28 protein-coding genes and 2 other annotated features are annotated in these 24575 nt (G+C 38.1%); of the genes, 5 read left to right on the top strand and 23 right to left on the bottom strand.

The genetic code is table 11. The features are described from left to right. Positions 1–78 precede the first annotated feature (78 nt). The 19 genes from PYW42_RS03380 to udk all read right to left on the bottom strand — a co-directional run bounded on the left by PYW42_RS03380 (position 79) and on the right by udk (position 16754). Complete coding sequence (locus PYW42_RS03380) at positions 79–1149, bottom strand: D-alanine--D-alanine ligase (protein WP_002355721.1); 1071 nt, start codon at positions 1147–1149, stop codon at positions 79–81. A gap of 140 nt (positions 1150–1289) precedes the next feature. Continuing rightward, on the bottom strand, positions 1290–1736 hold the full coding sequence (locus tag PYW42_RS03375) for a YaiI/YqxD family protein (RefSeq protein ID WP_002355720.1): 447 nt from the start codon (positions 1734–1736) through the stop codon (positions 1290–1292). Further along, positions 1733–2761: a DNA topoisomerase IV subunit B family protein gene (locus PYW42_RS03370; protein WP_002363239.1), complete on the bottom strand. Its 1029-nt coding sequence runs from the start codon at positions 2759–2761 to the stop codon at positions 1733–1735. Before PYW42_RS03370 ends, PYW42_RS03375 begins: the two co-directional genes overlap by 4 nt. A 93-nt stretch (positions 2762–2854) precedes the next feature. Then, on the bottom strand, positions 2855–3865 hold the full coding sequence (locus PYW42_RS03365; RefSeq protein WP_002379155.1) for a sugar kinase: 1011 nt from the start codon (positions 3863–3865) through the stop codon (positions 2855–2857). A 9-nt stretch (positions 3866–3874) separates the two neighbouring features. Continuing rightward, positions 3875–4618, bottom strand: coding sequence for a 2-dehydro-3-deoxy-phosphogluconate aldolase (gene dagF, locus PYW42_RS03360; RefSeq protein WP_002361094.1), 744 nt, complete (start codon positions 4616–4618; stop codon positions 3875–3877). Positions 4619–4621: 3 nt separating this feature from the next. Next, positions 4622–5728 (bottom strand): DgaE family pyridoxal phosphate-dependent ammonia lyase, encoded by a 1107-nt coding sequence (locus PYW42_RS03355; protein ID WP_010816097.1) that lies wholly within the window; start codon positions 5726–5728, stop codon positions 4622–4624. After that, the gene (locus tag PYW42_RS03350) at positions 5718–6827 is read right to left on the bottom strand and encodes an amidohydrolase/deacetylase family metallohydrolase (protein ID WP_002388962.1); all 1110 of its coding nucleotides are present in this window, start codon (positions 6825–6827) and stop codon (positions 5718–5720) included. The genes PYW42_RS03355 and PYW42_RS03350 overlap by 11 nt, the downstream gene beginning before the upstream one ends. 8 nt (positions 6828–6835) lie before the next feature. Further along, complete coding sequence (locus tag PYW42_RS03345; protein WP_002388849.1) at positions 6836–7924, bottom strand: DUF871 domain-containing protein; 1089 nt, start codon at positions 7922–7924, stop codon at positions 6836–6838. An 8-nt stretch (positions 7925–7932) separates the two neighbouring features. Next, on the bottom strand, positions 7933–8232 hold the full coding sequence (locus PYW42_RS03340) for a hypothetical protein (RefSeq protein ID WP_002409611.1): 300 nt from the start codon (positions 8230–8232) through the stop codon (positions 7933–7935). Between the two features lie 25 nt (positions 8233–8257). Beyond that, positions 8258–9571 (bottom strand): PTS sugar transporter subunit IIC, encoded by a 1314-nt coding sequence (locus PYW42_RS03335; RefSeq protein ID WP_002358780.1) that lies wholly within the window; start codon positions 9569–9571, stop codon positions 8258–8260. Between the two features lie 130 nt (positions 9572–9701). Then, complete coding sequence (locus PYW42_RS03330) at positions 9702–10397, bottom strand: DUF4310 family protein (RefSeq protein ID WP_002388896.1); 696 nt, start codon at positions 10395–10397, stop codon at positions 9702–9704. 19 nt (positions 10398–10416) lie between these two features. Continuing rightward, positions 10417–11196, bottom strand: coding sequence for a DUF4311 domain-containing protein (locus PYW42_RS03325; protein ID WP_002355709.1), 780 nt, complete (start codon positions 11194–11196; stop codon positions 10417–10419). A 15-nt stretch (positions 11197–11211) separates the two neighbouring features. Continuing rightward, positions 11212–11568, bottom strand: a complete 357-nt coding sequence (locus PYW42_RS03320; RefSeq protein WP_002355708.1) for a DUF4312 family protein — start codon at positions 11566–11568, stop codon at positions 11212–11214. 30 nt (positions 11569–11598) lie between these two features. After that, entirely contained in the window at positions 11599–11955 is a 357-nt protein-coding gene (locus PYW42_RS03315; protein ID WP_002355707.1) for a glycine-rich SFCGS family protein, read from the bottom strand. Positions 11956–11969: 14 nt separating this feature from the next. After that, the gene (locus PYW42_RS03310) at positions 11970–12293 is read right to left on the bottom strand and encodes a PRD domain-containing protein (protein ID WP_002386165.1); all 324 of its coding nucleotides are present in this window, start codon (positions 12291–12293) and stop codon (positions 11970–11972) included. Next, positions 12259–14178, bottom strand: coding sequence for a BglG family transcription antiterminator (locus tag PYW42_RS03305; protein ID WP_002388793.1), 1920 nt, complete (start codon positions 14176–14178; stop codon positions 12259–12261). Before PYW42_RS03305 ends, PYW42_RS03310 begins: the two co-directional genes overlap by 35 nt. Positions 14179–14547: 369 nt before the next feature. After that, a complete protein-coding gene (locus PYW42_RS03300; protein ID WP_002388819.1) occupies positions 14548–15513 on the bottom strand; it encodes a Gfo/Idh/MocA family protein in 966 nt (321 codons plus the stop codon). 101 nt (positions 15514–15614) lie between these two features. Continuing rightward, on the bottom strand, positions 15615–15956 hold the full coding sequence (locus tag PYW42_RS03295) for a type II toxin-antitoxin system PemK/MazF family toxin (protein ID WP_002355703.1): 342 nt from the start codon (positions 15954–15956) through the stop codon (positions 15615–15617). 168 nt (positions 15957–16124) lie between these two features. Next, positions 16125–16754 carry a uridine kinase gene (gene udk / locus PYW42_RS03290; RefSeq protein ID WP_002355702.1) on the bottom strand — a complete coding sequence of 210 codons (630 nt, stop codon included), beginning with the start codon at positions 16752–16754 and terminating at the stop codon, positions 16125–16127. Positions 16755–16928: 174 nt separating this feature from the next. Here udk and PYW42_RS03285 point away from each other — a divergent pair, with 174 nt between their 5' ends. After that, complete coding sequence (locus PYW42_RS03285; protein ID WP_002363227.1) at positions 16929–17384, top strand: GNAT family N-acetyltransferase; 456 nt, start codon at positions 16929–16931, stop codon at positions 17382–17384. Between the two features lie 34 nt (positions 17385–17418). Here PYW42_RS03285 and PYW42_RS03280 read toward each other — a convergent pair whose 3' ends face one another. After that, the gene (locus tag PYW42_RS03280; RefSeq protein WP_002355700.1) at positions 17419–18099 is read right to left on the bottom strand and encodes a YjjG family noncanonical pyrimidine nucleotidase; all 681 of its coding nucleotides are present in this window, start codon (positions 18097–18099) and stop codon (positions 17419–17421) included. Further along, positions 18096–18878: a 16S rRNA pseudouridine(516) synthase gene (locus PYW42_RS03275; protein WP_002358774.1), complete on the bottom strand. Its 783-nt coding sequence runs from the start codon at positions 18876–18878 to the stop codon at positions 18096–18098. Before PYW42_RS03275 ends, PYW42_RS03280 begins: the two co-directional genes overlap by 4 nt. Before the next feature lie 330 nt (positions 18879–19208). Between PYW42_RS03275 and PYW42_RS03270 the strand changes: the two genes are divergently transcribed. Together PYW42_RS03270 and PYW42_RS03265 are read left to right on the top strand one after the other, a co-directional pair. Next, positions 19209–19817, top strand: a complete 609-nt coding sequence (locus tag PYW42_RS03270) for a 50S ribosomal protein L25/general stress protein Ctc (RefSeq protein WP_002358773.1) — start codon at positions 19209–19211, stop codon at positions 19815–19817. A 251-nt stretch (positions 19818–20068) separates the two neighbouring features. Continuing rightward, positions 20069–20392 (top strand): DUF960 domain-containing protein, encoded by a 324-nt coding sequence (locus PYW42_RS03265; protein WP_002355697.1) that lies wholly within the window; start codon positions 20069–20071, stop codon positions 20390–20392. 65 nt (positions 20393–20457) lie between these two features. Here the strand turns inward: PYW42_RS03265 and PYW42_RS03260 are convergent, their stop codons facing one another. Next, complete coding sequence (locus PYW42_RS03260; RefSeq protein ID WP_002355684.1) at positions 20458–20706, bottom strand: GlsB/YeaQ/YmgE family stress response membrane protein; 249 nt, start codon at positions 20704–20706, stop codon at positions 20458–20460. 106 nt (positions 20707–20812) lie between these two features. Continuing rightward, positions 20813–22444 carry a peptide ABC transporter substrate-binding protein gene (locus PYW42_RS03255; protein ID WP_002388924.1) on the bottom strand — a complete coding sequence of 544 codons (1632 nt, stop codon included), beginning with the start codon at positions 22442–22444 and terminating at the stop codon, positions 20813–20815. Between the two features lie 147 nt (positions 22445–22591). After that, positions 22592–22824: a binding site (T-box leader), on the top strand. Between the two features lie 155 nt (positions 22825–22979). Then, positions 22980–23222: a binding site (T-box leader), on the top strand. A 53-nt stretch (positions 23223–23275) separates the two neighbouring features. On the opposite strand from PYW42_RS03255, the gene PYW42_RS03250 reads away from it, so the two are divergent. Beyond that, entirely contained in the window at positions 23276–23920 is a 645-nt protein-coding gene (locus PYW42_RS03250; protein WP_002383057.1) for an amino acid ABC transporter permease, read from the top strand. 12 nt (positions 23921–23932) lie between these two features. Then, entirely contained in the window at positions 23933–24568 is a 636-nt protein-coding gene (locus tag PYW42_RS03245) for an amino acid ABC transporter ATP-binding protein (RefSeq protein ID WP_002358764.1), read from the top strand. Positions 24569–24575 lie beyond the last annotated feature (7 nt).

Raw genomic sequence — 24575 nt, 5'->3', positions numbered from 1 at the left:
TATGTTTTGCTCCTCTGACACAGGGACTGGGACATGCCAAAGTCTTGTCATGTCCCAGTCTTGTGTGATTTTTTCTTCTTAGTTATTATAAAATTCTTGGCGTTGTTTAAAACGATTCAAAGCTAACTGAATCAGTTCCTCAATTAAATCACTGTATTTCAAGCCCATATTTTCCCACAGTAAAGGATACATACTAAAGTCAGTAAAACCAGGCATGGTGTTCAATTCATTCAGGAATAATTCGTTTTTGCTTGTTAAGAAGAAATCACAGCGACTTAAGCCACTTCCATCTAACATAATATACGCTTTTTTAGCGTATTCTTGCGCTTGATGAGCTACTTCTTCTGGAACATGCGCTGGGATTTGCATTTCAATCGTGTTATTGATGTATTTTGCATCATAATCATAGAAAGCGACATCTTTCACCACTTCACCAGGTAAAGTCGTACGGACATCTTCATTTCCTAAAATGGCTACTTCAATTTCACGTGCTTCAATCCCTTGTTCAACAATTGCTCGGGCATCATAACGGAAAGCTTCTTCCAATGCTTCTTGCAATTCTTCACGATTTTCCGCTTTGCTAATTCCGACACTAGAACCCATATTGGCAGGTTTAACAAAGACCGGATAAATTAAAGAACCTTCACATTTTTCAAAGACTTCTTTTGGATTTCCTTTCCAGTCACTTCTTAAAACTGGCACGAATGGTACTTGTGGAATGCCAACAGTTTGTAAAAGATATTTCGTCATGATTTTGTCCATTGCGTTAGCACTAGCTAAGACACCTGCGCCTACATAAGGCATATTAATGGTTTCCATGAATCCTTGAATTGTTCCATCTTCACCATTTGGCCCATGTAAAACAGGGAAAACAATCGCTTCTTCTTCATAAATTTCCGAAGGACTGATTCGTTTTCCTGAAAATTCGCCTGTTTCTTCAGGTGTTTGTGCCCAAGTTAAATGTAAAACTTCTTTATTTTGTGGTCGTTCAGATAAGAGAGGGCCTTTTACCCATTGACCGTCTTTACTAATAAAGACTAACTGTACTTGATAATATTTATAATAGATTGCATTTAAAACGGAATATGCAGACAAAACAGACACATCGTGCTCTTCACTTCTGCCGCCATACAACAAAATAATCTTCAAATGCTTGTCCTCCTAGTTTCTTTCCTGTCTTTTAGAAAAAATTATTTTTCAAATTATCCTTACTTATTTTAGCATAAAACCCAGTTTCATAATAGAAGCAAATTTAGTGAAGGAAAAATTCTTTGCTTGCCTTTTCCTTGCTAAAGACTCCGTTTCACCAGCTCAATAAGGGCTTGTTTAAACGTTGTTCTATCTTGGTCTGTAAAAGGTTTAGGTCCTTTCGTTCGGCCACCTTTTCGCCGAATTTGGCCACTAAAATAGCGTTGTTCTAACAAGCCATCAATATTTTCTTTCGTATATTGATAACCCAGTTGATGTAAAACCGACACTCCTTTTGGCAAAACCAAGGAAGCTAAGCCATAATCTTGTGTAATTAAAAGATCCCCTTTTTTTATTAACTGCACAATTTTAAAATCAGCAGCATCCGCTCCTTTATCAACATACACAAAAGAGACATTTTCTGGATAATCTTTTAAGGAATAATGATCTACACTAGTAACAATCACCACATCCAAAGCTTTCTCTACAGCGACTTCAATAACCGTCTCTTTCACAGGTGAACCATCGCCATCGACAAAAATTTTCATTCATTTCCCTCGATTCTTCCTTGCTCTAACCATTTGGGATGACGTTGAAAGTAGTGTTGTAATTCGTCAAAAACGACTTCTTTAACCACTTCATATAACTCTGTATTTCTTAAAATGGTTTTCGTTGCATCCGTGTAGCGGGGCTTTGGTATCGTAATGGCTAAAACAAAATCAAATTCTGCTAAAAAACTATCTGCTGTCACAGATAATGAGTAATGTTGCTCCTCTAAAAATTGATTAAAGGCGGCCACTACGCCATCAAGAAAACCCTCATAGTGGGTTCCACCAAGACTAGGATAATGCCCATTAACAAATGTTTTTTGCACTTGCGGTGCATGATTTTTACTCAAAATAAATTGAACAAGGGCCAATTCTGTTTGCTTGGCTTGAATAATCGGTGCGGCTTTTCTAGTTAATGGGTTATCTTTTTCAAATAAATAATTACTTAAACCTTTAGGGTAATAACAAAGATTTTTTTGTTCCTCTTCTTGTGTTAAGAGAATCTTTAAGCCTGGATTCAACATGGCAATCTGTTGACATTGTTGTAAAACACGCATATAAGAAAGCGATTCTGTACCAAAAATTTGCGTATCTGGCCAAAACAAGACTTCAATTCGTTCCTGGGTTTCTTCAATAGGTAATAATAATCGTTTTTTCAATTGCCCTTGATGGTAAATAAAAATAGTCCGCTGTTTTTCTTGATCGATACTGATTCCTACTTGTTTTGAGAAGGCTTGTAAAACAGATAAATACAGAAAAGGTGGTTCTAAATCGACTTGCTTTTGTTCAAAAACAAGCGGTCGTGTGGAAGATACCTGAAAAGAGATTTGTTGACGCGATAACTGTATTGCAATTTTCCCTTGATTCTTTTCAATGAAAAACTCTAATAAACCGTTAATTGTCTGAACAAGTAAATTCTCTAAGCCGACTAAGCCAGTCGTTCCAATGAACGCTTCTGGTCGTTTTTGAATCCGTTCAATAAATTCATCGTTTTCTAAAACTGTTAAAAGATGTGCAACACTCATCCTGCTGCCTCCTTTGCAATCTGTTTCTTTTAATTATAATGAAAAAAAGACCAGAAGAAAAGCCACACACGACTTTTCTTCTGGTTTTCTTCTTTAACGAATTAAATCAATATTCGGATGCTCAAGAACGTGATTCACTTGTTTGACCGTTGTCAAAGGAATATCTCCTTGAATCGTATGTGCAAGGACCCCATTGACTGTGGCAAAGGTAACCGCCTTTTCTAACGACCAATTTTGGCTATAGCCATATAAAATCCCCGCCGCATAAGCATCACCAGCACCAATTCGATCAAGATTAAGAAGCGGTCTTTTTTCACTCTGTTGGTACTCATTTTGGGTATATAAATACCCACTTAAGTAGTTTTGATTTTGGGAATGACTTCTCGTTGTCCCAGCAAACCATTCCAAATTGTATTGAGACATGAAGCGCTGAATCAGTTCAGTTTCTTGTGCCTCACCTTCTAAATCTTCTCGCGGAATGAAACCTAATAGCTCGACCAAATCACGACGACTGCCAAAAACAATATCACAATAAGGTAAAATGCGTTCGTACTGTTGACGCATAAAGAGTGCGCTATTTGCTGTATTCAAACTAGGTCGATAATTAAAGTCAAAACAAACTTTCTTTTGATAGGCATGCGCCTTTTGAGCAAGTATCAAAGCAGCATCACGAGTTTTTTCAGTTAAACTTAACGAAATACCACAAATATGCACCATATCTACTTCCGCTAAAAAGGCCTCAAAATCGTAGTCCTTCGCCTCGCTGATGCCAAAAGCACTCTGATGGCGATTTTGATAAGTTACTTGTGTGGGGCGGATTCCATAACCCATTTCTGCAAAAAAACTACCAATATGATCGCCCTTTTCTCCTACCCATTGATCTGAAATTCCTAACTTTCTTAGCGCTGCTTTGCCAGCTTCACCAAGACGATTGGCAGGTAATTTCGTAATCAATGCTGTTTCTAGTTGAAAATGAGCCAAATTTGCTAAGAGATTTACGCCAGTCCCTACAAAGTTCATTCTTAACTGCTCTGTTTGTTCTAACATTAGATACTCTGGCGGAGTGAAACGAAGCATGACTTCACCAAACGCAGCAATTTTCATCTTTGCCACCTACTTATTCAATGTGTTTTTCATCATGGTTAGTAACGTTTTCACGTCTTCTGTTCTAGTGTCCCCTGTTTCTTGATCGATAATTGAGCTGTAGACATGAGGAATGATTTTTTTAACGCCGGCATCCACCGCAATTTGAACAATTTCTTCAAAGTTTTCTAAATCAATGCCCCCTGTTGGCTCTAAATAAAAGTCATACTTGGCACAAGCTGCTGCTACTGCTTGGTATTCTTCTTTGTGAGCCAAGCCTTTCATCGGGAAATATTTAATGGAACTGCCTCCCATGTCTTTCAACAATTTGATGGCGGTTTCGATAGGTACTTCCGCCGCTGGCGCACCCGAGCTTAACGGACCTGTCGCAATGTTAACATAGCCAACTTTGCCTGTGGGTGAAACCAAGCCATTAATTACTGTTTCGTCTTGACGAAGTAAGGCCCGCGAAGCGCCGACACCTGTGAAGACTTGGTTCACGTGTTGCGGTTGTAGAACTTCTGATAAGCGAGCCACCATTTGACTTTGATTAGGATCGCCAGCCCCCAAGCCGACAGATAAAGCGTTGTTGGTTGCTGCTTGGTATTTTTTCATATCGTCAATGGCTGCTTCATCGGTTTCATAGTTTTTTGAAAGGACGCCTAACACAACATGCCCTTCTGCTGCTTCATAACAGGCTTGGGCATTTTCTACTGAATTGGCTAAGACGTTTAAACAAATGCGTTCTTCTAAATAATTAGGTTTTAATGACATGGCTTATTTCTCCTTTGTGTCCATAATTTCTTGTAATCGTTGCACGATTTTGTTCATTTCTTCTTGATTGACAGAACGAATGTCAAACTCAATGATGCCATTGTTGGCTTGATATTCTCGCGTATAAATAGCTGGACTTTCTGCTTTTAACGCTTGGATGACTTCCTTGGCGGTTTTTCTGCCGTCCACTTTGACACTGGCGCGATAAATGTCTCGTCCGGCGCCATCTTGGACGATTTTAGCGGTTAAATCTGACAGGTTGTTGATGGCTTCAACAAACGGTTTTAAGCGTTCTTGCATCGAAGCCTCTGATTCACTGCCATGCGCCAAGTATTCTTCCACTGCTTGCGTAAAGCCTAGGATATTGTCTTTGCCAATTTTCATTGCTCGACCAATGCCTTTGCCTTGTAGGCGCACCCAGTCAATGTATTCTTTTTTCCCGACCACTAAACCGGCACTTGGCCCTTCGATGGCTTTGGCGCCGCTGTAAATCACCAAATCAGCGCCTGCTTCAGTGTATTTGAAAAGATCTTCTTCTGCTGCCGCGTCAACAATTAGCGGCACCTTGTGGCGTTGCGCCACTTTGGCCGCTTCGGCCACCGTCAGCATACTTTTTTGCACGGTATGATGGCTTTTGATGTATAGAATGGCCGCTGTTTTTTCGGAAATCATCATTTCCACGTGTTCTGGACTGCACATGTTGGCGTAGCCAGCTTCCACCACTTGGCCGCCGCCTTGCGCTACCATGACTTCTACAGGCGTACCGTAGTCCACGTTGTGCCCTTTAGGTAAAACAATCTCCCGTTGTTCGATCTTTTCTGAATAGGGATGATACGCGTGGTACAAGCTGCCTTTTCCAATCAAGGCAGCCACCGATTGGGCAATCCCCGCCGAAGCCGAGGAAACGATTTGGGCATCTTCTACCTTCAACAAGTTGGCTAAAAAGGCCCCTGTTTGCACACTAAGTTCACTCATTTCAAAGAAATGTTCGCCGCCGAATCGTTGAGCCGCGAGGACTGCCTCCGAAACTTTGGAGACACCTAGAATGGTCATTTTCCCAGAAGCATTAATGACTTCTTTTAAGTGGAATTTTTCGTAACTAATTGTCATAGATTTGTCCTCCAATAATTGTTTTGATTGGGCGAATTTGCTCTTTGGCTACTCGTGTCAATCCATTAGAATCAGTCAATGTTTTTTCTTCTGCTTGAATCGTGAAAATCGTTAAATCAGCATCTTTACCTATTTCCAACGTGCCTTTTTGAGCTAAATGGAAATTCTCAGCAGGAGCCTTGGTTACCTTTTCAATAATTTCTGGCCAATCATAGCCGACCACACGGAGTTTTTCCATCGTTGTGGCTAAATCATAAACAGGACCATTTTCTCGGTTACGGATGTAGATATCTGTGCTAATTGATGCAGCTTTCATTCCCTCGCGCAACGCTGTTTCAGCTACGTGAAAATTGAAACTATCCGTACCATGCCCGATATCAAATACGACCCCTTTGTTGTACGCTTGCCAAGCGAAATCTTTTATTCTATCCGTTGCTTGGTCTAAGATACCATTTTCTTTCCCATTAAAACAATGGGTTAGGACATCCCCTTTTTCCATCAAGGTTAAAATTTCATCTAAATGAGGCGGTGCTGATCCAATGTGAACCATTAAGGGAATTTCTTGGTTCTCTTGCTGAATCTGTTTGGCCAATTCTAAAGGCGTAATGCCGTTATCGCCAATAACGGTCCTACTCATACGGGCTTTAATCCCTACAACAAAATCTGGTAATTCTTGAATCGCTTTTTTGACTAAACTCGCTTGTACTTTACTTAAATCTGCGAGTTCGTCCTGAGCAACGATGCCCCATTTAGAAATATTGACTAATCCAAAAACATTTGTTTTTGCTTGCTGCGCTAAGTCATAAAATTCATGAATGTTTTCAGCACCTGTTGTCCCAGCATCAATCACTGTCGTAACACCCTTTTTGACCCCAATTTCATCTGGATAATCATAATAAAGAGCCATTTTTTCAAAACAATGAACGTGATCATCTATCCAGCCTGCGGATACATAAGTACCTGGTTCTAAGTGGATAGTTTCCTTTGCAGAACCTGAAATAGTTGCTGCAACAGCAGCTATTTTTTTCTCTTTAATTGCAATTTCAACAGGCATACCATCTACTGTCTGTCCATTTTTTATAAGTAAATCGTAGTCCATATTCTTCCCTACTTTTCTATAAATCTAAATTTTGTCCAAGGCTTAATGAATTCTAATAATACAAGTTCTTCTTCTATAATACGCCCTACTCGATTTTTGCGTGAGTCTTGATGTGGTTCTAAAACGACTTGTAATTCATTTTTGTATTTTCCAAATGCATCATTTCCCACAACAACATCTCCAGGTTGTAGCATTGCTTGATTATCATGTGGGGGATTAGCTTCATTTTTATATTTTTTACGCACTTCTGTGGAACGAATCATCTGCTGAGTGATATCTCCACGGCGAAAATGTTGATTTTTTGTTACGATTTCTTTTTCAATTTCAGAAGTCGCTTCTTCAAAAACAATGGTCAATTCTGTTTGATAACGATTCAACTGACCCAATGCTTCTAATTCTTCGTTGGAAGCATAAGCATTTCCAATAACAACATCATCAATTAAATTTGTTGCAAATAAATGTTTAGCTTGAACAGTGACTGGCAACTGTCTATGCATTTCTAAAGTAGGTAGCCCATCATTCACATCCCAAGGACCAATTTCACCTACCTGTGATGAAATAAAAGCAGCTGTCCGAATACCTTCCTTTTTAAAGCGGATGCTACATTTTTCAAAGAAATCATACGGCAATGCAGTTGCCGCTTGTGGATAAAAGTTATGACAACCATATAAGAAAGGTCGATTCGCTTCATACGTCAAAATGTTATCAAGATAAGCAACATCATTACTCATATTCAGCTCAATAGCCACGCCGAATGGATTAAACGTCAACATGGCTTCTTTATTTCCATCAAACCCTGTATCCAATCGAATCCCATCAGCTCCTAATTCGCTGAAAAAAGTCAAATCATCATATGAAATTTCCAATTCATCAAAGATACTTGGAACGACATCTAAAATTGTTTCAAATCCTAAATTTTTCGCATAACTAATTAATTCTTTAAATTTTTTCTGAACCGCTTCTTTGCCATCGGTCACTTCTAACATACTCATAAAAATTCGAGTAAACCCACATTCGCTGGCTTTTTTTAAATACGCTTTATCTTGATTGATATCACTATGATCTGGATAAACTGATACACCTAATGCTCTTTTCATCTTCGTTCTCACACTCCGCTATTTTCAAATTTATTTCGAAATTTCCAAGCAATCACCGAGCTACACAGGATTGTTGTAGAGCCAACGAGCAATACTGGTTGATTTAGAAATCCGCCAATTATCATGGAAAGAGTAATACAAACTGCCGTAAAAACCAATGTCTTTACTAAACTAAGTTGATAAACAACAGTAGGCAACTGCCCTTTTTCTATAATAATTTGACTAACGATAAAAAAGAAAATGAACCAAATAATCATCTTATACGCTCCTGACTTTCTTCTCTGACTTAGAAGGGGCAGGATATTCATATCAGAACACCCGCCCTAACATTTTTTAATTTTTCGCTGCTTGTTCAGCTGCTAATTCTTCTGCTTCTTTATCCAATTGTTGTTTTTCATAAACTTTGAAAAATGGATAGTAGATAGCCATTGTAATTAAGAAGTTAACAATCACTAATACTGCGGCCGAGAAACTCCAATTGGTACTCATCCAAGCAGCAATTGGTGCTGGAATTGCAAACGCTAAGCGTGCAGCCATCATCGGAATTATATTAGCGACTGTTAAGAAATAAGATAACGTTGTGGTAATTAACGGTGCCACGATAAACGGAATACCTAAAATAGGATTCATTACGATCGGCGTTCCGAAAATAACTGGTTCATTAATATTAAACAAGCCTGGTAAGAACGATAAACGGCCAAGACTTTTCAGATACGTTGATTTAGAAAACATCATTAAAACAACTAAAGAAAGCGTAGTTCCAGCGCCACCAATCCAGATAAACCATTGTAAAAACTGTTCTGTAAAAATATTAGGTAACTGATGAACGTTTGCACCATTGGTAAAAGCTTCAAGGTTTTCTGCAATCGACATATCCCAGAAAGGACGAATAACTGGGCCCATAATCGCTGGACCATGAATCCCTAAAACCCAGAAGAAACAGATTAAGAAGACTGTTAGTAAGCCGCCAAATAAACTGTTACCAGCAAGGATACCTTTAAGTGGCATTAATAACGTACTCAAGAAACCATTCAAATCAAAACCAATTACGTGGCGAATAACCCAGAATAATAAAAGAATAACTGCTCCTGGAATTAACGCAATAAATGAATTTGACACTTCAGGCGGTACGCCATCTGGCATCTTAATCATAATATCTTTTTCAATAAAGAAGCGATAAATTTCAACAGATAACAGCGCTGTTACAATCGCACCAAATAAAGAAGCTGAACCTAAATTTGCTAAATTAATATAGCGCCCTGCTGTAATGACGTTGTCAACATCTTCAAAGACACGTGTTGGTGGTGCCGCTGTTACTAAAAAGGCCATTAATGCTAAAATTCCGCACGTCAAAGAGTCAAGCTTATAACTTTTGGCCAATGATGAAGCAATCCCAAATGTTGCATAAAGTGCAAGTAACCCCATCGTATAGCGGGAAGGAATATCTAAAATTGCTTGATAAGGTTCAATCAATTTTGTGTATGCCTCAATTGGAATATTTTGAAAAATTGTAAAGAATGAGCCCACAATTGTTAAAGGCATCGTTGCAATTAATCCTTTTCTAATCGCTGTCATATGGCGTTGCGAACCAAATTTATTCGCAATCGGCATTAACTTAACTTCCATCCACTGTACAAAACCATTCATTTGTTAATTCCTCCGTTCAACTAATAAAAATAATAATTATTTCGCATTTATAATAACATAGTAACATTATAATGTAAACGCTTATTCTTATTCATGACAGAGAAAGTGCAAAACAAAAGGCTTTTTCTGATTATAAAGAAACCGGGAATATTGCACCAAAAATCATTGCGCCTAAAATTGCGCCCCCAGCGATTGGTTTTTTCCAAATGTAAAAACCTAAAGCGCCTAATGTGGCACCAATCCCAATAGGAATCGAAGCACCCGCCGCACTCAAAATAATTAACGGGCCTAAGAAACGTCCTGAGGCATTACCAGCCCCCATCATCACATCCGCACCAAAAGTGGAATTTCCTTGATTGATAGTAAATTTCCGAATCAACACAATTACGCCACCAACTGCTAACCCTAGTAGCGCACCTGTTAAAAGTGCTAAGCCAAAGTTTTCTACAGGTGCTTTAATACCCATGCTGAGGAAAATTGCAGGTACGCCAATCCCGATCCCCGTTAAAATTGAGCCACCTAAATCTAAAATCCCGATTAAAGAACCTTCTAAAATTCGTGCAAACAGGAAACTTGCACCAAATGCTGCGGCAGCGCCATAAGAACCACCATCTAAACCAGCTTTTAGCATCGCAACAATTGAAACTTCATTAAAGGCGCCCACACCATAAACTACATACATATGTGTTCCTGCAAAAATTGCCGCTGACATAATCCCGACTAAAATCGGAAAGCCCCAATCAGCATACCAAAAACTTTTGCCTTTTAAACCTTCTTGAATTTCTTGTTCTTGTTGTGCCCATTCATTTTTTTCTTGCTGTTCCATCTATGAGACCTCCTTTTTTCTATTTAACGGTGAAGACATTGTGTAAATTATTTAACCATTGAGGAATAGACAAGCGGAAACTTTCGATCATTTCTAAGTCGAACCCTCGGAAGAAGCCACTTAAAATAAATAATAAGATAATGGCACCAAGCATGCCGCGTGTCATTCGGGTCCACCCTAAATCATCGACACCTTTACCGATTAAGATCCCTAATACAACTCCTGGGACAGCATTGCCCATGACTAATTGAGATAATCCGCCAAACAATGTTCCCCAGAAACCCGTCCGTTTTCCTGCATCTAAAGCCGCTAGCCAGAATAAAACGGGCATCACAGTATTGATTAAAATCGTTGCTGCAGGTACCAACACCGCAACTGCTGTTACTTGTAGCGATTCTGGAATTGCTGCAGCTGTACTATTTAAGAAAGCCACAGTCGCCATTCCTACAAAGGCCCCGACAATCCCCATTTTTTTGGGATTATGCATCGTTTTAGTGACATCTTTATCCTTTACCAATAAAATTGCTGCAGCCCAGTTAGGCACAATCCGGTGGGTCACATCTTGTGTAAAGGCCCCTGCTCCCACGGCCGAAGCCCAAGCATTAAAGAAAAAACCTAAACCAAAAGAAAAGTGTGATGCTGGATCTCCTTGTGCCGCGTTCATTTCCCCTAATGTTCTAAATGCCCCTAACCCTTGCGTTTGTGGTGCATGAAACATCCGAGCAGCGCCTGCGCCAGCTGCAAAACCTAGTAAACCACCAATAAGCAATGACTTCAGCAAAATGATTACAAATTCCATTCCTTCTTCCTCCCTTTATACGCCTCTTTTTGAAAGAAACGGAACTACTACTGCGTTCGGTTCTTTAATTGTTTCCGTTAAAAAATCAACTTCTTCGACTGCAATGGCTTGGATTTCCACTTCTACAGCTAGTTCGACATGATAAATCACTCTCTTTCTAGGAAAGAAGAAGAACAGAAATTTTTCTGTATAAACTTGTTCTTTTGCCTGACGAATAGTTACTTCTTTCGGTTCAATCCGGATGAGGACCTCTGTTGTTTCTTTTAATACTTTTTTTGAAACATCATTCAATGCACTTGCAAAAGCTTCATTCTTCTTATTACCTTTTCCAGAAACAATCACGGTTTGTGTTGACCGTTTTGTGGCATCCATAATTACCGCTCCTTTCTAAGTTACTACTTTCTATGCTCCGTGTTTCTTAATAAATGCTTCAGTTACTCGTTTACCAAGTTCTTCCTGATCCATAAAACCAAATCCAAGAACAGTTTTCCCATCGTTAATTGCTGTTACCCCTTCTTCGATTGATCGCATGCCATGTCTTTCGGGATACCCGTATTTAGTAGCAGCCGTTAACGCCCCTGCACCACCACTGCCACAGAAAGAAATGCCTAAATCAGCCTTTTCTTGTTGCATCACATCTCCTAAACGCATATCAGCGCCCATTCCTGGAACAACAACCGCGCGACCACCGGCTTGCTCCACTCCTTTTGCAACATTTTGTCCTTTTCCTAAACGATCTGCGATAACTACTGTAATCATAACTTTTCCTCCTATTAATTGTTTTGTTTAGCAACTTCAAAATGAACAGCTAAAACATACCATTCATCTTCTGATAACTGACCAATTGCTTCTGTTGTTTCTTGTGCAATTTTCAACGTTTCTGGTGTTAGTTCCGTAAATAACGTCCGATCAACACCAGCTAATGTCGTTCCTTCTCTTGAACGATTCAGCATCTCATTGAGATGGTTAATCAAAATCGTCCACTGTAATTCCGTTGGTTCAATTTGTGCTTCTGCTAATCGCGCACTGGTTTGTTTGATAATCGATTGTAGCTTTTCTGGTTCAGCACTTTGTCGAATGATCTCCTGTGCTTCCATTGCTAGTTCCATCCTCTTCCTCCTTTGGTTGTTCTAAATAATTAAGTAATGCTGAAATTTCAGCATGATTGACAGGTAACTCATTTTTAGCAAATAAACATTCAATTTGCCGAATTTCTTCTTGCCTTTCATGAGATACTTCTCTATTACAAGGAATCTCTTCGTATTGTTTATTAAACGTAATCCGATGTGTCATTAATAAAACGTGAAGTAAAAAGGCTTCTTGATATTCGCTCAGTAACTTTGTTTGAAACATTCGTTTTAACTCTTCATAAATAATATACGCTTTTACTAATAAATCTTGGCTTTGTATCCGTTCATTTTTTTCAATTACATCAGATTTCGTGGAGCGAGCGGTACCTTTTCCTTGACGTTTCCCTAATAAAATTTTATCGACCTCTTCCCGAATCAAACTTAAGTCTGTGTCCGTCAACAATGGACTAACTTTAATAAATGGGTATGTCATTTCTTCAATTGGGAAAATACTCAATACCAAATCGGGCTTTTCTGCTTGAATCACTTCAGTTGCATTTAAAACAGAAGCAAATCCTGCGAGTTCAACGTTTGGTACTTCCTCTAAAATTTTTTGTTCAATTAAACTGGTCACACCTAAGCCCGTCGAGCAAACATACACAATCCTAACAACTTTAGCTTCCTGCTGTTGTCGTTCCTGAGCTGCCAAAAAATGCAACGCAATATATGCGCAGAAAGAATCGTTGACTAACAAAACAGAACGTTGAATTAATTGTTTACAGGCACTTTGAATAGCTAAAAACAACGCTGGGTGTTTTCCTTTGATTTCTTCAGAAAACGGATTGTATTCATTAATAAATAAATGTTTCTTTGTAAAACGTAAGGACAGGTGTGCAAACAAGTTCGTAAATAATTGGCGATCATTTACAAAAGGATAATTCAGCTCTTTTGAAACGCTTTCAATCACTTGCTTTGTTAATTGAACCATATCTTGCCGTTGATGGGTTCCGAATAAATCACTATAAATATAAAAATATTCATCCGCTAATAAAGGCAAGTCATACCGTTCAAACACCTCTTGTAAAAGTAAAAGTGGTACTTCGTTCCGTTGTTCAAAGCGTGTTTTTTGCGATAATACTCGGTAAGTCCCAATTGTATGTGCCATCTGCATACGTGCTGCGGCAATTGCCACTCTCAACGTAATAGATAATATTTCGGCATAATCAAATTGATTTTGATCGAGTGGATTAATTAAATTTCGCATTTTTTTCAATGCACTACGATAACAACCTTGAAACAATGTCCCTGACCCAAATTTAATTTTAGGGATTTTTTCAGCCCCTTTTGTCTTTGTCACATAGTTCATAATTTGGTAAATATCGTATTCTGTAAGTTCTTTTTGAGTGATAAATTCCATCAGTAAGCGTACATTGCTTTCTTCACCACTGATTGTAAACCCTTGCCGTGCTTGGCGAATTAAGGTTAAATCATATGCTTGCAGCAACCGTTCGACCTGTTCCAAATCACTGACAATTGTGTTTCGACTCACTAATAATTCATCTGCTAGCTGCTGTGCCGTTAAGTACCCTTTGACTGACAATAACTGAAAAATCAATACATTGACTCGTCTTTTTTGATCAGGATAGGTTTCAAATCGATCGACATCGATAATTTCATTTTTTAACAGTAAGCGTTTAGAGTCAGGTAAATCTAGCCAGATTCCCTTATTTCGTTTTGAATAAAGTGTCTCATCGTGCTGTTCAAACCAAGCACGAATATCTTCTAAATCATACTTAATTGTTCGAACGCTGACAGTAAAGTTCTCAGCTAATTCTTGCGTGGTAATACTCCCTTCCAAATCCAAAAGCATCAATAAAATATTTATCGCTCTTTTGGACAACAACACGGTCATGCCTTGTCACCTCTTTTCTTTTCCCTTTACACTTAAAACTATAGCGTTATTTTATCTGTTCCACAACACAAAAAAGTTGCACTTATAAAAGTGCAACACTTCTCTTTTCATACAAAAAAATCCCTTAACAGTTACTACTGTTAAGGGATACCACACTATTTATTTGCATAAATAGACAGAAACCTTCTCCACAAAAGTATTCTGTCCGACACGTTACAAATCCGGTAACTGATAGCCGTACTATCTGGTGTCGTTGTGTTTGACAATCACTAGCCGTCAAAACGGAATAGCCGAAGCTATCTGATTGAGTCAACTCGTCGCATAAAACACACTTTAACACAGAATAGTTTGGATAGCAAGTGATGATAATTATTCGTTATCGAACCATTCTTGATAAAAACTTTCAACAATTTTAACGGTTGCTATCGTTAATTCTTTCGTCATTACGGGGCTAGTTAACTTTTTGTCTTGTAAACATTGATTCACATGATTGATTTCATACGTAAATTCACTAGTAAATTGTTCAGACCATTTGACAGTGTTGCCTTGAGCATCTGTATAATAAGCACAATCTGTTTTCCAGAAATTAGGAATAACGATTTGCCCTTTTGTACCACAAATGGTCATTTCACTAGGTATCTTTAAACCAACATTAATAAAAATATTGCCCAGCGTCCCTTCAGCAAATTTCAAAGCTAAATTACATTGACTATCCGTCGCTCCTTGCTGATATGTTGCGGTTCCCGTAACCGCTTGAATCTCTTTCCCTAATACGTATTGTAAGTATTGTAATGGATAACTTCCTGAGCCATGAAGCGCTCCACCACCCGCTTCTCTCGAGTAAAACCAGGGAATATGATCCACATTGGGATAGGCAGTAACTGACTGAACCCATAAAATCTCTCCCAATCTCCCTTCTTGAATTGTCGCCTTTACTTTTTGGGTAATTGGTAAAAAGACAGACTTCTGAGCTTCCATTAGAAAAACTCCTTGCTCCTGTGCGATTGCGAAGAGTTCTTCTGCTTCAGCAGCATTTAATGTAAATGGTTTTTCCAGTAGGACGGGTTTTCCTTGTGATAACGCAAGCTTAGCTGCTGAGTAATGTCCTTGATTGTAGGTGGGAATATAAATAATATCAATTGTTTCATCCTTACATAACTCTTCATAACTGCCATAAGCCACCGGAATCGCTAATTCTTTAGACATTTTTTGAGCATTCTCTAAACGCCTTGATGCAATCCCGCGCACTTCAGCTTGCGCGCTTTCTCGAAGCCCTGATACAAATCTTGGGACAATTTGGGCAGTACTCATAATTCCATAACGAATTTTATCCATGTGATCGCCTCCTCTTTCACTATACGAGAAAAACGAATATTTGGAAACCATTTCAACAAAAAAAGAAACCGTTTCCCCAAAACGATTTCTTTATATGTAAATTAACGGATACCAACGCTAACTTTTAAAGCTTGATTGACCTGTTCCATCTCTTCACGAGAAAGTTGACAAACCTTGTGTAGCATTCGTTCTTTATCCAATGTTCGAATTTGTTCTAACAAAATAAGTGATGGCGTCCTGCACTCGTTATGGGGAATTTCGATGAGGACTTGCGTTGGTTGCAGCCGCTTGCTTACGTTACGGGTAATCGGTGCAACAATCAACGTTGGACTAAATAAGTTACCTTTGTTATTTTGAATAATCAGGACAGGTCGAATCCCACCTTGTTCAGAACCAACAACTGGTGAGAGATTCGCATAAAAAACCTCACCTCTTTTTATCATTCAGATTCCCTTCCCTCCTTTTCCTTTAAAAAATTATAGCATATTGTTTCTTGCAATATTTTCAACTTTTTAGCTATCCCTTAAAATATTTGATAAAACCACCCTTTAAAAGTCAAAAAAAGCTTAAACAGTCGACTCTGATATAGAGACGGCTATTTAAGCTGACTATTACATTTTTGTTAAAATACTATCCACTTTTGTATTAATTAAATCAATAGCGACGTGGTTTTCGCCACCTTCTGGCACAATGATATCTGCATAACGTTTCGTAGGTTCAATAAATTGGTGATACATGGGCTTGACGACTGTCAAATATTGTTCAATCACAGAATCCAAAGTACGGCCACGTTCTTCCATATCACGCTTGATTCGACGAATAATACGGATGTCATCATCTGTATCCACATACACTTTAATATCCATTAAATCCCTTAAGCGGCGATCTTCTAAAATTAAAATCCCTTCAAGAATAATTACTTCTTTCGGTTCTTGGATCACCGTTTCTGTACTTCTTGTATGCGCAACGTAGTCATAAACTGGCTTTTCAATGGCTTGATAATTTAACAGTTGTTCAACATGTTGAATCAATAAATCTGTATCAAACGCAAAAGGATGATCATAATTGGTATTTAAACGTTCTTCAAAACTCAAATGGCTCTGATCTTTATAATAAGAATCCTGTTCTAACATCATAATTGAATGATCGGGAAAATTATTAAAAATCGCACGGCTAACACTGGTTTTTCCGCTTCCTGATCCGCCAGTAACACCAATGATAATTGGCTGACTATCTTTCATGTATAAACCTCTTTCTTTTCAAAAACTTCATTGTCTTTTACTATTATAATGAAAACTCTGAAGAATGCCAGACCTTTTCCAAGACTTTTCATGTGATTTTTATCTTCTTATGAAAAATCTGCCCACACTTCTTTCAATTACAGTATACTTATCAATAAAAGGAGAATCCTACCTATGATTAAAAAAGTCAAAAAAGAAGCTCTTACAACTGCGCATTACGCTCTTCTTTATGAGGCAGATCCCTCAAAAAAAATGGTGGCAGATTACATTACCCGCGGCATTTGCTTTGACTATCAGACTGAAGAACTTCAAGGAATTTTAGTCCTGTTGCCGACTCACCCACGGACATTGGAAATCGTAAACATCGCTGTCTCAGAAGAAAGCCGAGGGCGGGGCATCGGACAAGAGTTATTACATTTTGCCATTGATTTTGCCAAAAAAGAAAAGTATGATTACTTGGAGATTGGGACTGGGAGCACAGGCTTTCAACAGCTATATCTCTACCAAAAAGTCGGTTTTCGAATGACACATATTGAACCAGATTTTTTTATCCATCATTATGATGAGCCCATTATGGAAAATGGCTTGCCTTTAAAAGATATGGTTCGCTTACGGTTACATTTAAGTTAAAAAACAACATTTCCTGTACAGGAAATGTTGTTTTTTAATGCCCAAGAATTGGTAACAACTCATCTAGCTGTTGAATCGTATAATTGGGTTGAATTGTTGGTGTTGCTGGAGCGGAGGTCGGATTGAGCCAAACAGTTTGAATTTTCGCTTGTTGGCCTCCTTGAATATCTGAATGCAAAGAATCGCCAATAATCATTGTTTTTTCTCTACTAAAATTAGGAATCCGTTCAAAAACAAAATCAAAATACTCTTTCATCGGTTTTTGATAACCCACTTCTTCTGAAACAAAAATATCTTTAAAATAAGGCATTAATTTCGAATCTTCCAATCGACGATACTGTGTTTTTGCCACTCCGTTTGTCACAATATATAAATCATAATGGGGTGCTAATTTTTCCAAAATACGTTGACTATTGCCAAGCAAGTCATGTCCTTGGCTTAAATATTCTCGGTAGTTTTCTCCCATTTTAACGCTATCAACTTCTCGATTAAACGCGTCAAACAATAAACCAAACCGTGTATCAAGGAGAACATCTTTTGTTATTTTCCCTTCTTCAAATGAACGCCATAATCCTTGATTAATTCGGTGGTATGTTGACTCGACTTCAGATGTAAATGGTACATTTTCTTCTTCAAACAAGGCATGAAGAGCCTTCTTTTCAGCCAATTTAAAATCTAACAATGTATCATCAACATCAAAAAGCAATGTTTTCATTTCCGTTCCTCTTCTCTTTTCAAATTACTCGGTAACGCTTTGCTTGTTTGTTGTTTTTCAATAAAAAAATAAGGCAATAGCAATTGTAACTCTTCTCTTGTTAATGAACGATAAGCACCTAAAGGTAATTGCGGATCTAGCCGCAACGGCCCCATAGTTTGGCGTTTTAAAGCAGTCACTTTTTTTCCCACGGATAAAAACATTTTTTTCACTTGGTGAAATTTTCCTTCTTGAATAGTCAGGAAAACATGACTCTCCGTTTCAGTCGCTGCAAGAACAGTTATTTTTGCTGGCTTACATTGAATGCCTCCTTGCAAAACAATCCCATCTTTAAATTTAGCACAATCTTCTGCAGAGACCAAACCATTGACTTTCACTTCATAACATTTCGCTACTTCTTTATTTGGCCGAATTAATTGATACCCTAATTGTCCATTATCTGTTAATAGAAGTAACCCTTCTGTATCGCCATCGAGTCTGCCCACTGGATAAAGACCAGGGCGTCTGTCTTGTGGCGCAATCAAATCAATAACTGTTTTTTTAGATGCATCTGAGACAGCGCTAACCACACCTTTTGGCTTATTCAACATATAGTACACATGTGTCTTATGCGAAATTAATTGTCCTTTTACTTTAATCATTTGTAATTGCGCATCGACATTTTGGCTTTCATTTAATGTCACGATGCCATCCACAGTGACCTGCTTGCCTCTGATTATTCGTTTCACCGTTTTGCGTGATCCAAACTGAAGTTCTTCTAGTAATTTATCTAATCGCATTGTTCCGCTCCATTCTGGTATTAGTATAGTGGAATCCGTTAAAGATGAAAAGTAGAAAAAGGTAATTCCTTGACGTATAAAAATATAAGTGTTACGGTTGATAAGTAAAGTAAATAAAGGTTTCTCAAAAACAGCGTAATGACCTGGGAGAGAACAACGATAACAATGAACCATTCCCATGAGTGTTGCCTGGCAATATTTGTGGGGATTTTTTGATTATTGTTAGCATTTTTCTAGACAAGAACAACTGAAAAAAGAGTTTCTTTTTTCCATTATGTTTTGTTTCTGAGTTTAACCAAATCACTCATTATTTCAAGGAGGAATTAGGTTATGTCAGTACAATTAGAAGTTAAAGAAAGAGCTATCCGTCCACGTTCACTAAGAAATCAGCTACGTCACGAAGGGAAAGTACCTGCCATTGTTTACGGTTACCAAATTGAAAGTACACCAATCTATTTTGAAGAAAAAGACTTATCAAAAATTTTACGCGAACATGGTGCTAACACCGTTATTAAAATGACAGTTGATGGGAAAAACATCAACACATTAATGTCAAAAGCACAATTAGATACCTTTACTGGTCAAATGCTTCATGTTGAATTCTTATCTGTAAATATGAAAGAAACAACAGAAGTCGAAGCAGAAGTTCAATTAATTGGTGAATCTGCGGGTGTGAAAGCTGGGGGTACCTTAGCTCAAAACTTGTACACTGTTTTAGTGGCAGCCACACCAGATAAATTGCCAGAATCAATTGAAGTAGATATTACAAACTTAGAAATTGGTGATGCTCTTACAATCGCTGATTTACCTGAACACAAAGACTATGAAATTTTAACTGATCCAGAAGAACAACTAGTTGCTATTGTTGAAGCACAAACTGCTCCTGAAGAAGAAGAAGGAACAGCTGCTGAAACGACTGAACCAGAATTAGCCGAATAAAGAGTACACTTTTGTTCAGCTGATTCTCGTAAGTTTTAGAAATGGGACGTACGTTGAAACAACGTACGTCCCATTTTCTTTTTACTGCATGACTTGATTTCTTCACATAAATGATGACACCTGCAGAGCTAGGAAGCTACAGAGGAATATTAAATTTTTGCTAATCTACGCAATATTTTCAAACGAAACAATTTCTTTTTTTAAAATTTGCAGTATACTAAAAGTAAGTAAACAAAAAGGAGGTCATCCATATGTTTGAACGTTTTGATAGTGACCGTAGCCGCTATGCTTCATTAGGTGTTGTTTCTAGCTTACCTAGTGGCTTAATTGATAGTATTTGGTTGATTATTGACTTAAATCTAAAAGGGGTTATCCCTTTAAACGACTTACTTCACTTTGATTTGTTGAACAATAATGGCAAGGTGACTGTCCATTTTTCTCAAGAAAATAGTTCAGTAGAAATGGCCATCGACTTACCATTTAGTTATTCTACGGCATATCCGTCGCGAATTTTTGCTTTTGATGATGGCCATCGTGAAACGATTTTATTACCTGCAGAAATGTTAGAATCTTAAATAATTTCAACAAACAAAAATACCACCGAAAGAAACACTCGGTGGTATTTTTTAATTTTAAAATTTTACGCCTTGCGGTTTACAATAAAAGAGTAAATAGCGATACAGATAATCGCTCCTAGCAACGCTGAGATAATTGGAAACCCGCCGATGACTGGTCCTAAAGAAGGCAACAAGAGTGATGCTACCCAACTTCCTAAAAAGCCCACGATAATATTTCCAATAATGCCACCAGGCACGTCTTTTCCTAAAATTGCGCCAGCAATTGCGCCAATAATTCCTCCGACAATTAATGCCCATAGAAAGCTAAACATTTGAAAAACCTACCTTTCATAGTTGATTTTTTTAGTTAATTTTCCTACTTTAAGGATAAAACAGAAAGCAGACTTTTTCAAAAGATAGGACTTTTCAGAAGTCAATTTATTCTTCTACATAAGCTAAACGATAGGATACTGTGCGGCCAAAAGAAAATACTTGCAAGCCTTGTAAGCGATCTGATTTCAAGTAACCAATGGCTCCTTGGAATAATGGTAAAACACCGGCATCTTTTTCAATTAATGTTTTTTCTAAACTTAGTAATTCATTCCAGCGTTTTTCAGGTTCATTAGCGTAATCTTTTCTAACTTTTTGGAGACCCGCATCATACGCTGAATCGTTATAACCAGAAGTATTTAAGCCACTTTTTGAGTCATAAAATTCTAAAAAATTAAAGGGATCAGCATAGTCAGGTGTCCATGTTCCAAAGGCTAAATCGTAATTACCTGCTGTTTGTAAATCCAAACGATTTTGCAAAGGCAATGATTTTAATTTGATTGTTAAACCTGGTAAATTTTGTTGCAATTGCCCTTGAACAAATTCAATGGTTTTCTTGGCAATCGCTGAGTCCGCTGAGATTAGTTCCAATTCAATTTTATCTTTGCCCAACTCTTCTTTCGCTTTGTTCCAGTTAGCTTGGGCTTCTTTAATATTATATGGCAATAAATCACCATTTTCTTTGCGGAAATCTTCACCTGTATCTGGATTTTTTGCAAAATTAGCTGGTACAAAACCATTTAAAGCTGTCGAGCCATCTCCTAAAATTTCTTTTGCAAAAGTTTCTTTGTCAATCGCTTGTAAAAAAGCTTTTCGAACATGTTCGTTGCCGGTAATTTCACGGCGATGATTTGGGCTTAAATAACCCACCATGGCTTTAGGAACAAAATGCGCTTGTTTTGACTCTTTATACTGAAGTGCATAAGTATCTGCTAAAACAGTGTAATCTAAATCACCATTATCAAAAAGATTGGCTCCTGTGCCAATTTCTTTCACTACTTGAACATCAATTTCATTCAATTTTACGTGTTCTTTATCCCAATAATGATCATTCTTCTTCAATTTCCAAGTTTCGGAATTGCCATCCCAGCCTGAAATTACAAACGGTCCATTGCCAACAAAATTATCTGCAGAAGTCCCATAGGCAGTACCTTTTTCTTTGGCAAAGGCTTCGTTTTTAGGCATAAAAGGTGTTCCAACTAAGACTTGGGCTAAATAAGGAATTGAATTTTCCAATGTTAGTTCTAGTGTCTGGTCATCGATTGCTTTGACACCAAATTCTTCCATCGTGGCTTGTCCTTCCCGCACCGCACGCCCATTTTTAAAAATATCCATTTGATTACTGCTACTTGAACCGTATGCTGGATCGACCACGTTTCTAAACGCAACTACAAAATCCCCTGCTTTAACTGGATCCCCGTTTGTCCATTTTGCCTCTCGTAACTTGAATGTATAGACTAACCCGTCTTCACTAACTTGTGGCTCTGCTTTCGCCATAGCTAGCTCAGGATCTCCGTTTTTATCTTGTCGATACAAGCCTTCAACTACTTGACCAATCATATCGGAACTATAGACATCTGTATAATGAGCGCTGTCTAATGTCGAGAGTTCACCACCAGATGCGACGTTAATTTTCTGTGTAGCTGCTTCATTCGAGGTCGTTTTCGAACCGCCACTTCCACATGCTGCTAAAACCAAGCCCAGTGCAACAAGTCCGATTAACCACTTTTTCTGTTTCATACCAAAACTCCTCCTTCTGTTCAAACAACTTACCTACATTTTACATGATTTTCCATACATTTGTCCTTTTTCAGCACTTACTTTTTGAAAGAAAATTATTTTTTTAAGAATAAGAGTTGACAGATATTTTTTCTGGTGGTACAGTATTGAAAAACAGAGAACAGAAGAGTAACTGTTTCCTTTAGTGAAGAGAGTCTTTGGTTGGTGGAAAAAGACGTAAAGAAACAGCGAACCACATCTGGGAGTTGACTTTTTGAACCCTTAGTAGGAAAGTCCGGGACCACTCGTTAACAGGCGAAGTTATGAACTTCATAAGGTTCGTGTTGCGAAACATGAATAAACTAAGGTGGAACCACGATAATTGATTATTCGTCCTTTGGCTATTCAGCCAAAGGACTTTTTTGTTTTTTTAGATGCGCTTTTCAACCTTAGAGAGTGCCTCAACTGCTCAAGTCTGTTGTCCTCTTTTCTATATGCTTAATGGGATAAGCTAGAAAAGCAACAGGTTTTCTGTTCCGTTCGAACAATTTCATACTTATAATCAAGGCTTAGGACATAGTAATTTAGCTCTTCCTTTACAGAGACTTTTTCATTGGCTGAAAGAAAAAGATGGATTCTTCTTTACTCACACCTAAAAGATGTTTTTCTGAATCCTTTAGTAAGAAAAACCGGTGACTCTATCGTTAACAGAGAGTAGTTGTCAACGCAACTACATAAGGCTTATCTTGTGAAAGATAAGTAAATTGAGGTGGCACCACGAATGCGATTCGTCCTCTTGGCTCACAGCCAAGAGGCTTTTTTGTTTTTTAATAAAAATTGTTGGAGGAAAAAATGATGGATTATATTTTAGAAATTTTACCTGCTTTAGTTAGCGGAGCTGGCATGACACTGAAAGTCTTTTTCTTTACGCTCCTTGGCTCGATTCCACTGGGGATTATCATTGCCTTTATTTTACAAAGTTCGTTTAAACCTTTACGTTACTTAATTAACCTCTACATTTGGTTAATGCGCGGCACTCCGCTATTGTTACAATTAATTTTTGTTTTTTACGGCTTACCATTAATTGGTATTGTCTTTGAACGTTACGATGCAGCCTTATTCGCATTTATTTTAAATTATGCTGCGTACTTTGCTGAAATTTTTCGCGGGGGGATTCAAGCAATTCCCCAAGGTCAATATGAAGCTGCTAAGGTTTTACGTTTAACACGTTTTCAAACAGTCACGCGGATTATTTTGCCACAAGTTGTTAAAATCGTGCTGCCTTCCGTAGGAAATGAAATTATCAATTTGGTCAAGGATACTTCTCTTATTTATGTTCTTGGCTTAGGCGATCTTTTGCGTGCTGGTAAAATTGCGATGAGCCGCGATGTTACATTAGTGCCATTAGCTTTAGTGGGAGTGATTTATTTACTCTTTACGGCAATTTTGACTGTTGCTTCTAAGAAAATTGAAAAATTCTATCAATATTATAAATAGGAGGACTCTACCATGTTAACTATTAAAAATTTAACCAAACATTTTGACAACCGGACCATTATTGATCACTTAAATTTAGAAATTCCAGATGGTAAAATTTTAACGATTGTTGGTCCTTCAGGCGGCGGAAAAACCACTTTACTTCGTTGTTTGGCTGGTTTAGAAACCATTGATTCTGGTGAGCTTTTGTTGGATGGTGTTCCTTTCAATCCTGCTGAAATGGACAATGCCGATCAAGTGGTTGGGGTCGTTTTCCAGGACTTCCAACTTTTCCCTCACTTATCAGTTTTAGAAAATATTACCTTAGCACCTACATTAGTACTAAAAGAAGAAAAAGCAAAAAGTCAGCAAGAAGCTTTAGAGTTACTGGAAAAATTGGGCTTGGCTGGTAAAGAAAAACTCTATCCGTACCAACTTTCCGGTGGACAAAAACAACGAGTTGCACTTGCTCGTGCCTTAGCAATGAAGCCAAAAGTTCTTGGGTACGATGAACCAACGAGCGCGCTAGATCCAGCTTTACGCCAACAAGTGGAAGAAGTTATTTTAGATTTACGGAAACAAGGCATGACACAGATTGTCGTGACCCACGATATGGCTTTCGCTGAAAAAATTGCAGACAATCTTTTGACGGTTGCCCCCGTCCAATAGAAAGGAG

The organism is Enterococcus faecalis, from assembly GCF_029024925.1.
GTDB classification, from domain to species: Bacteria; Bacillota; Bacilli; order Lactobacillales; family Enterococcaceae; genus Enterococcus; species Enterococcus faecalis.
This window is presented reverse-complemented; position numbering and strand designations above follow the sequence as displayed.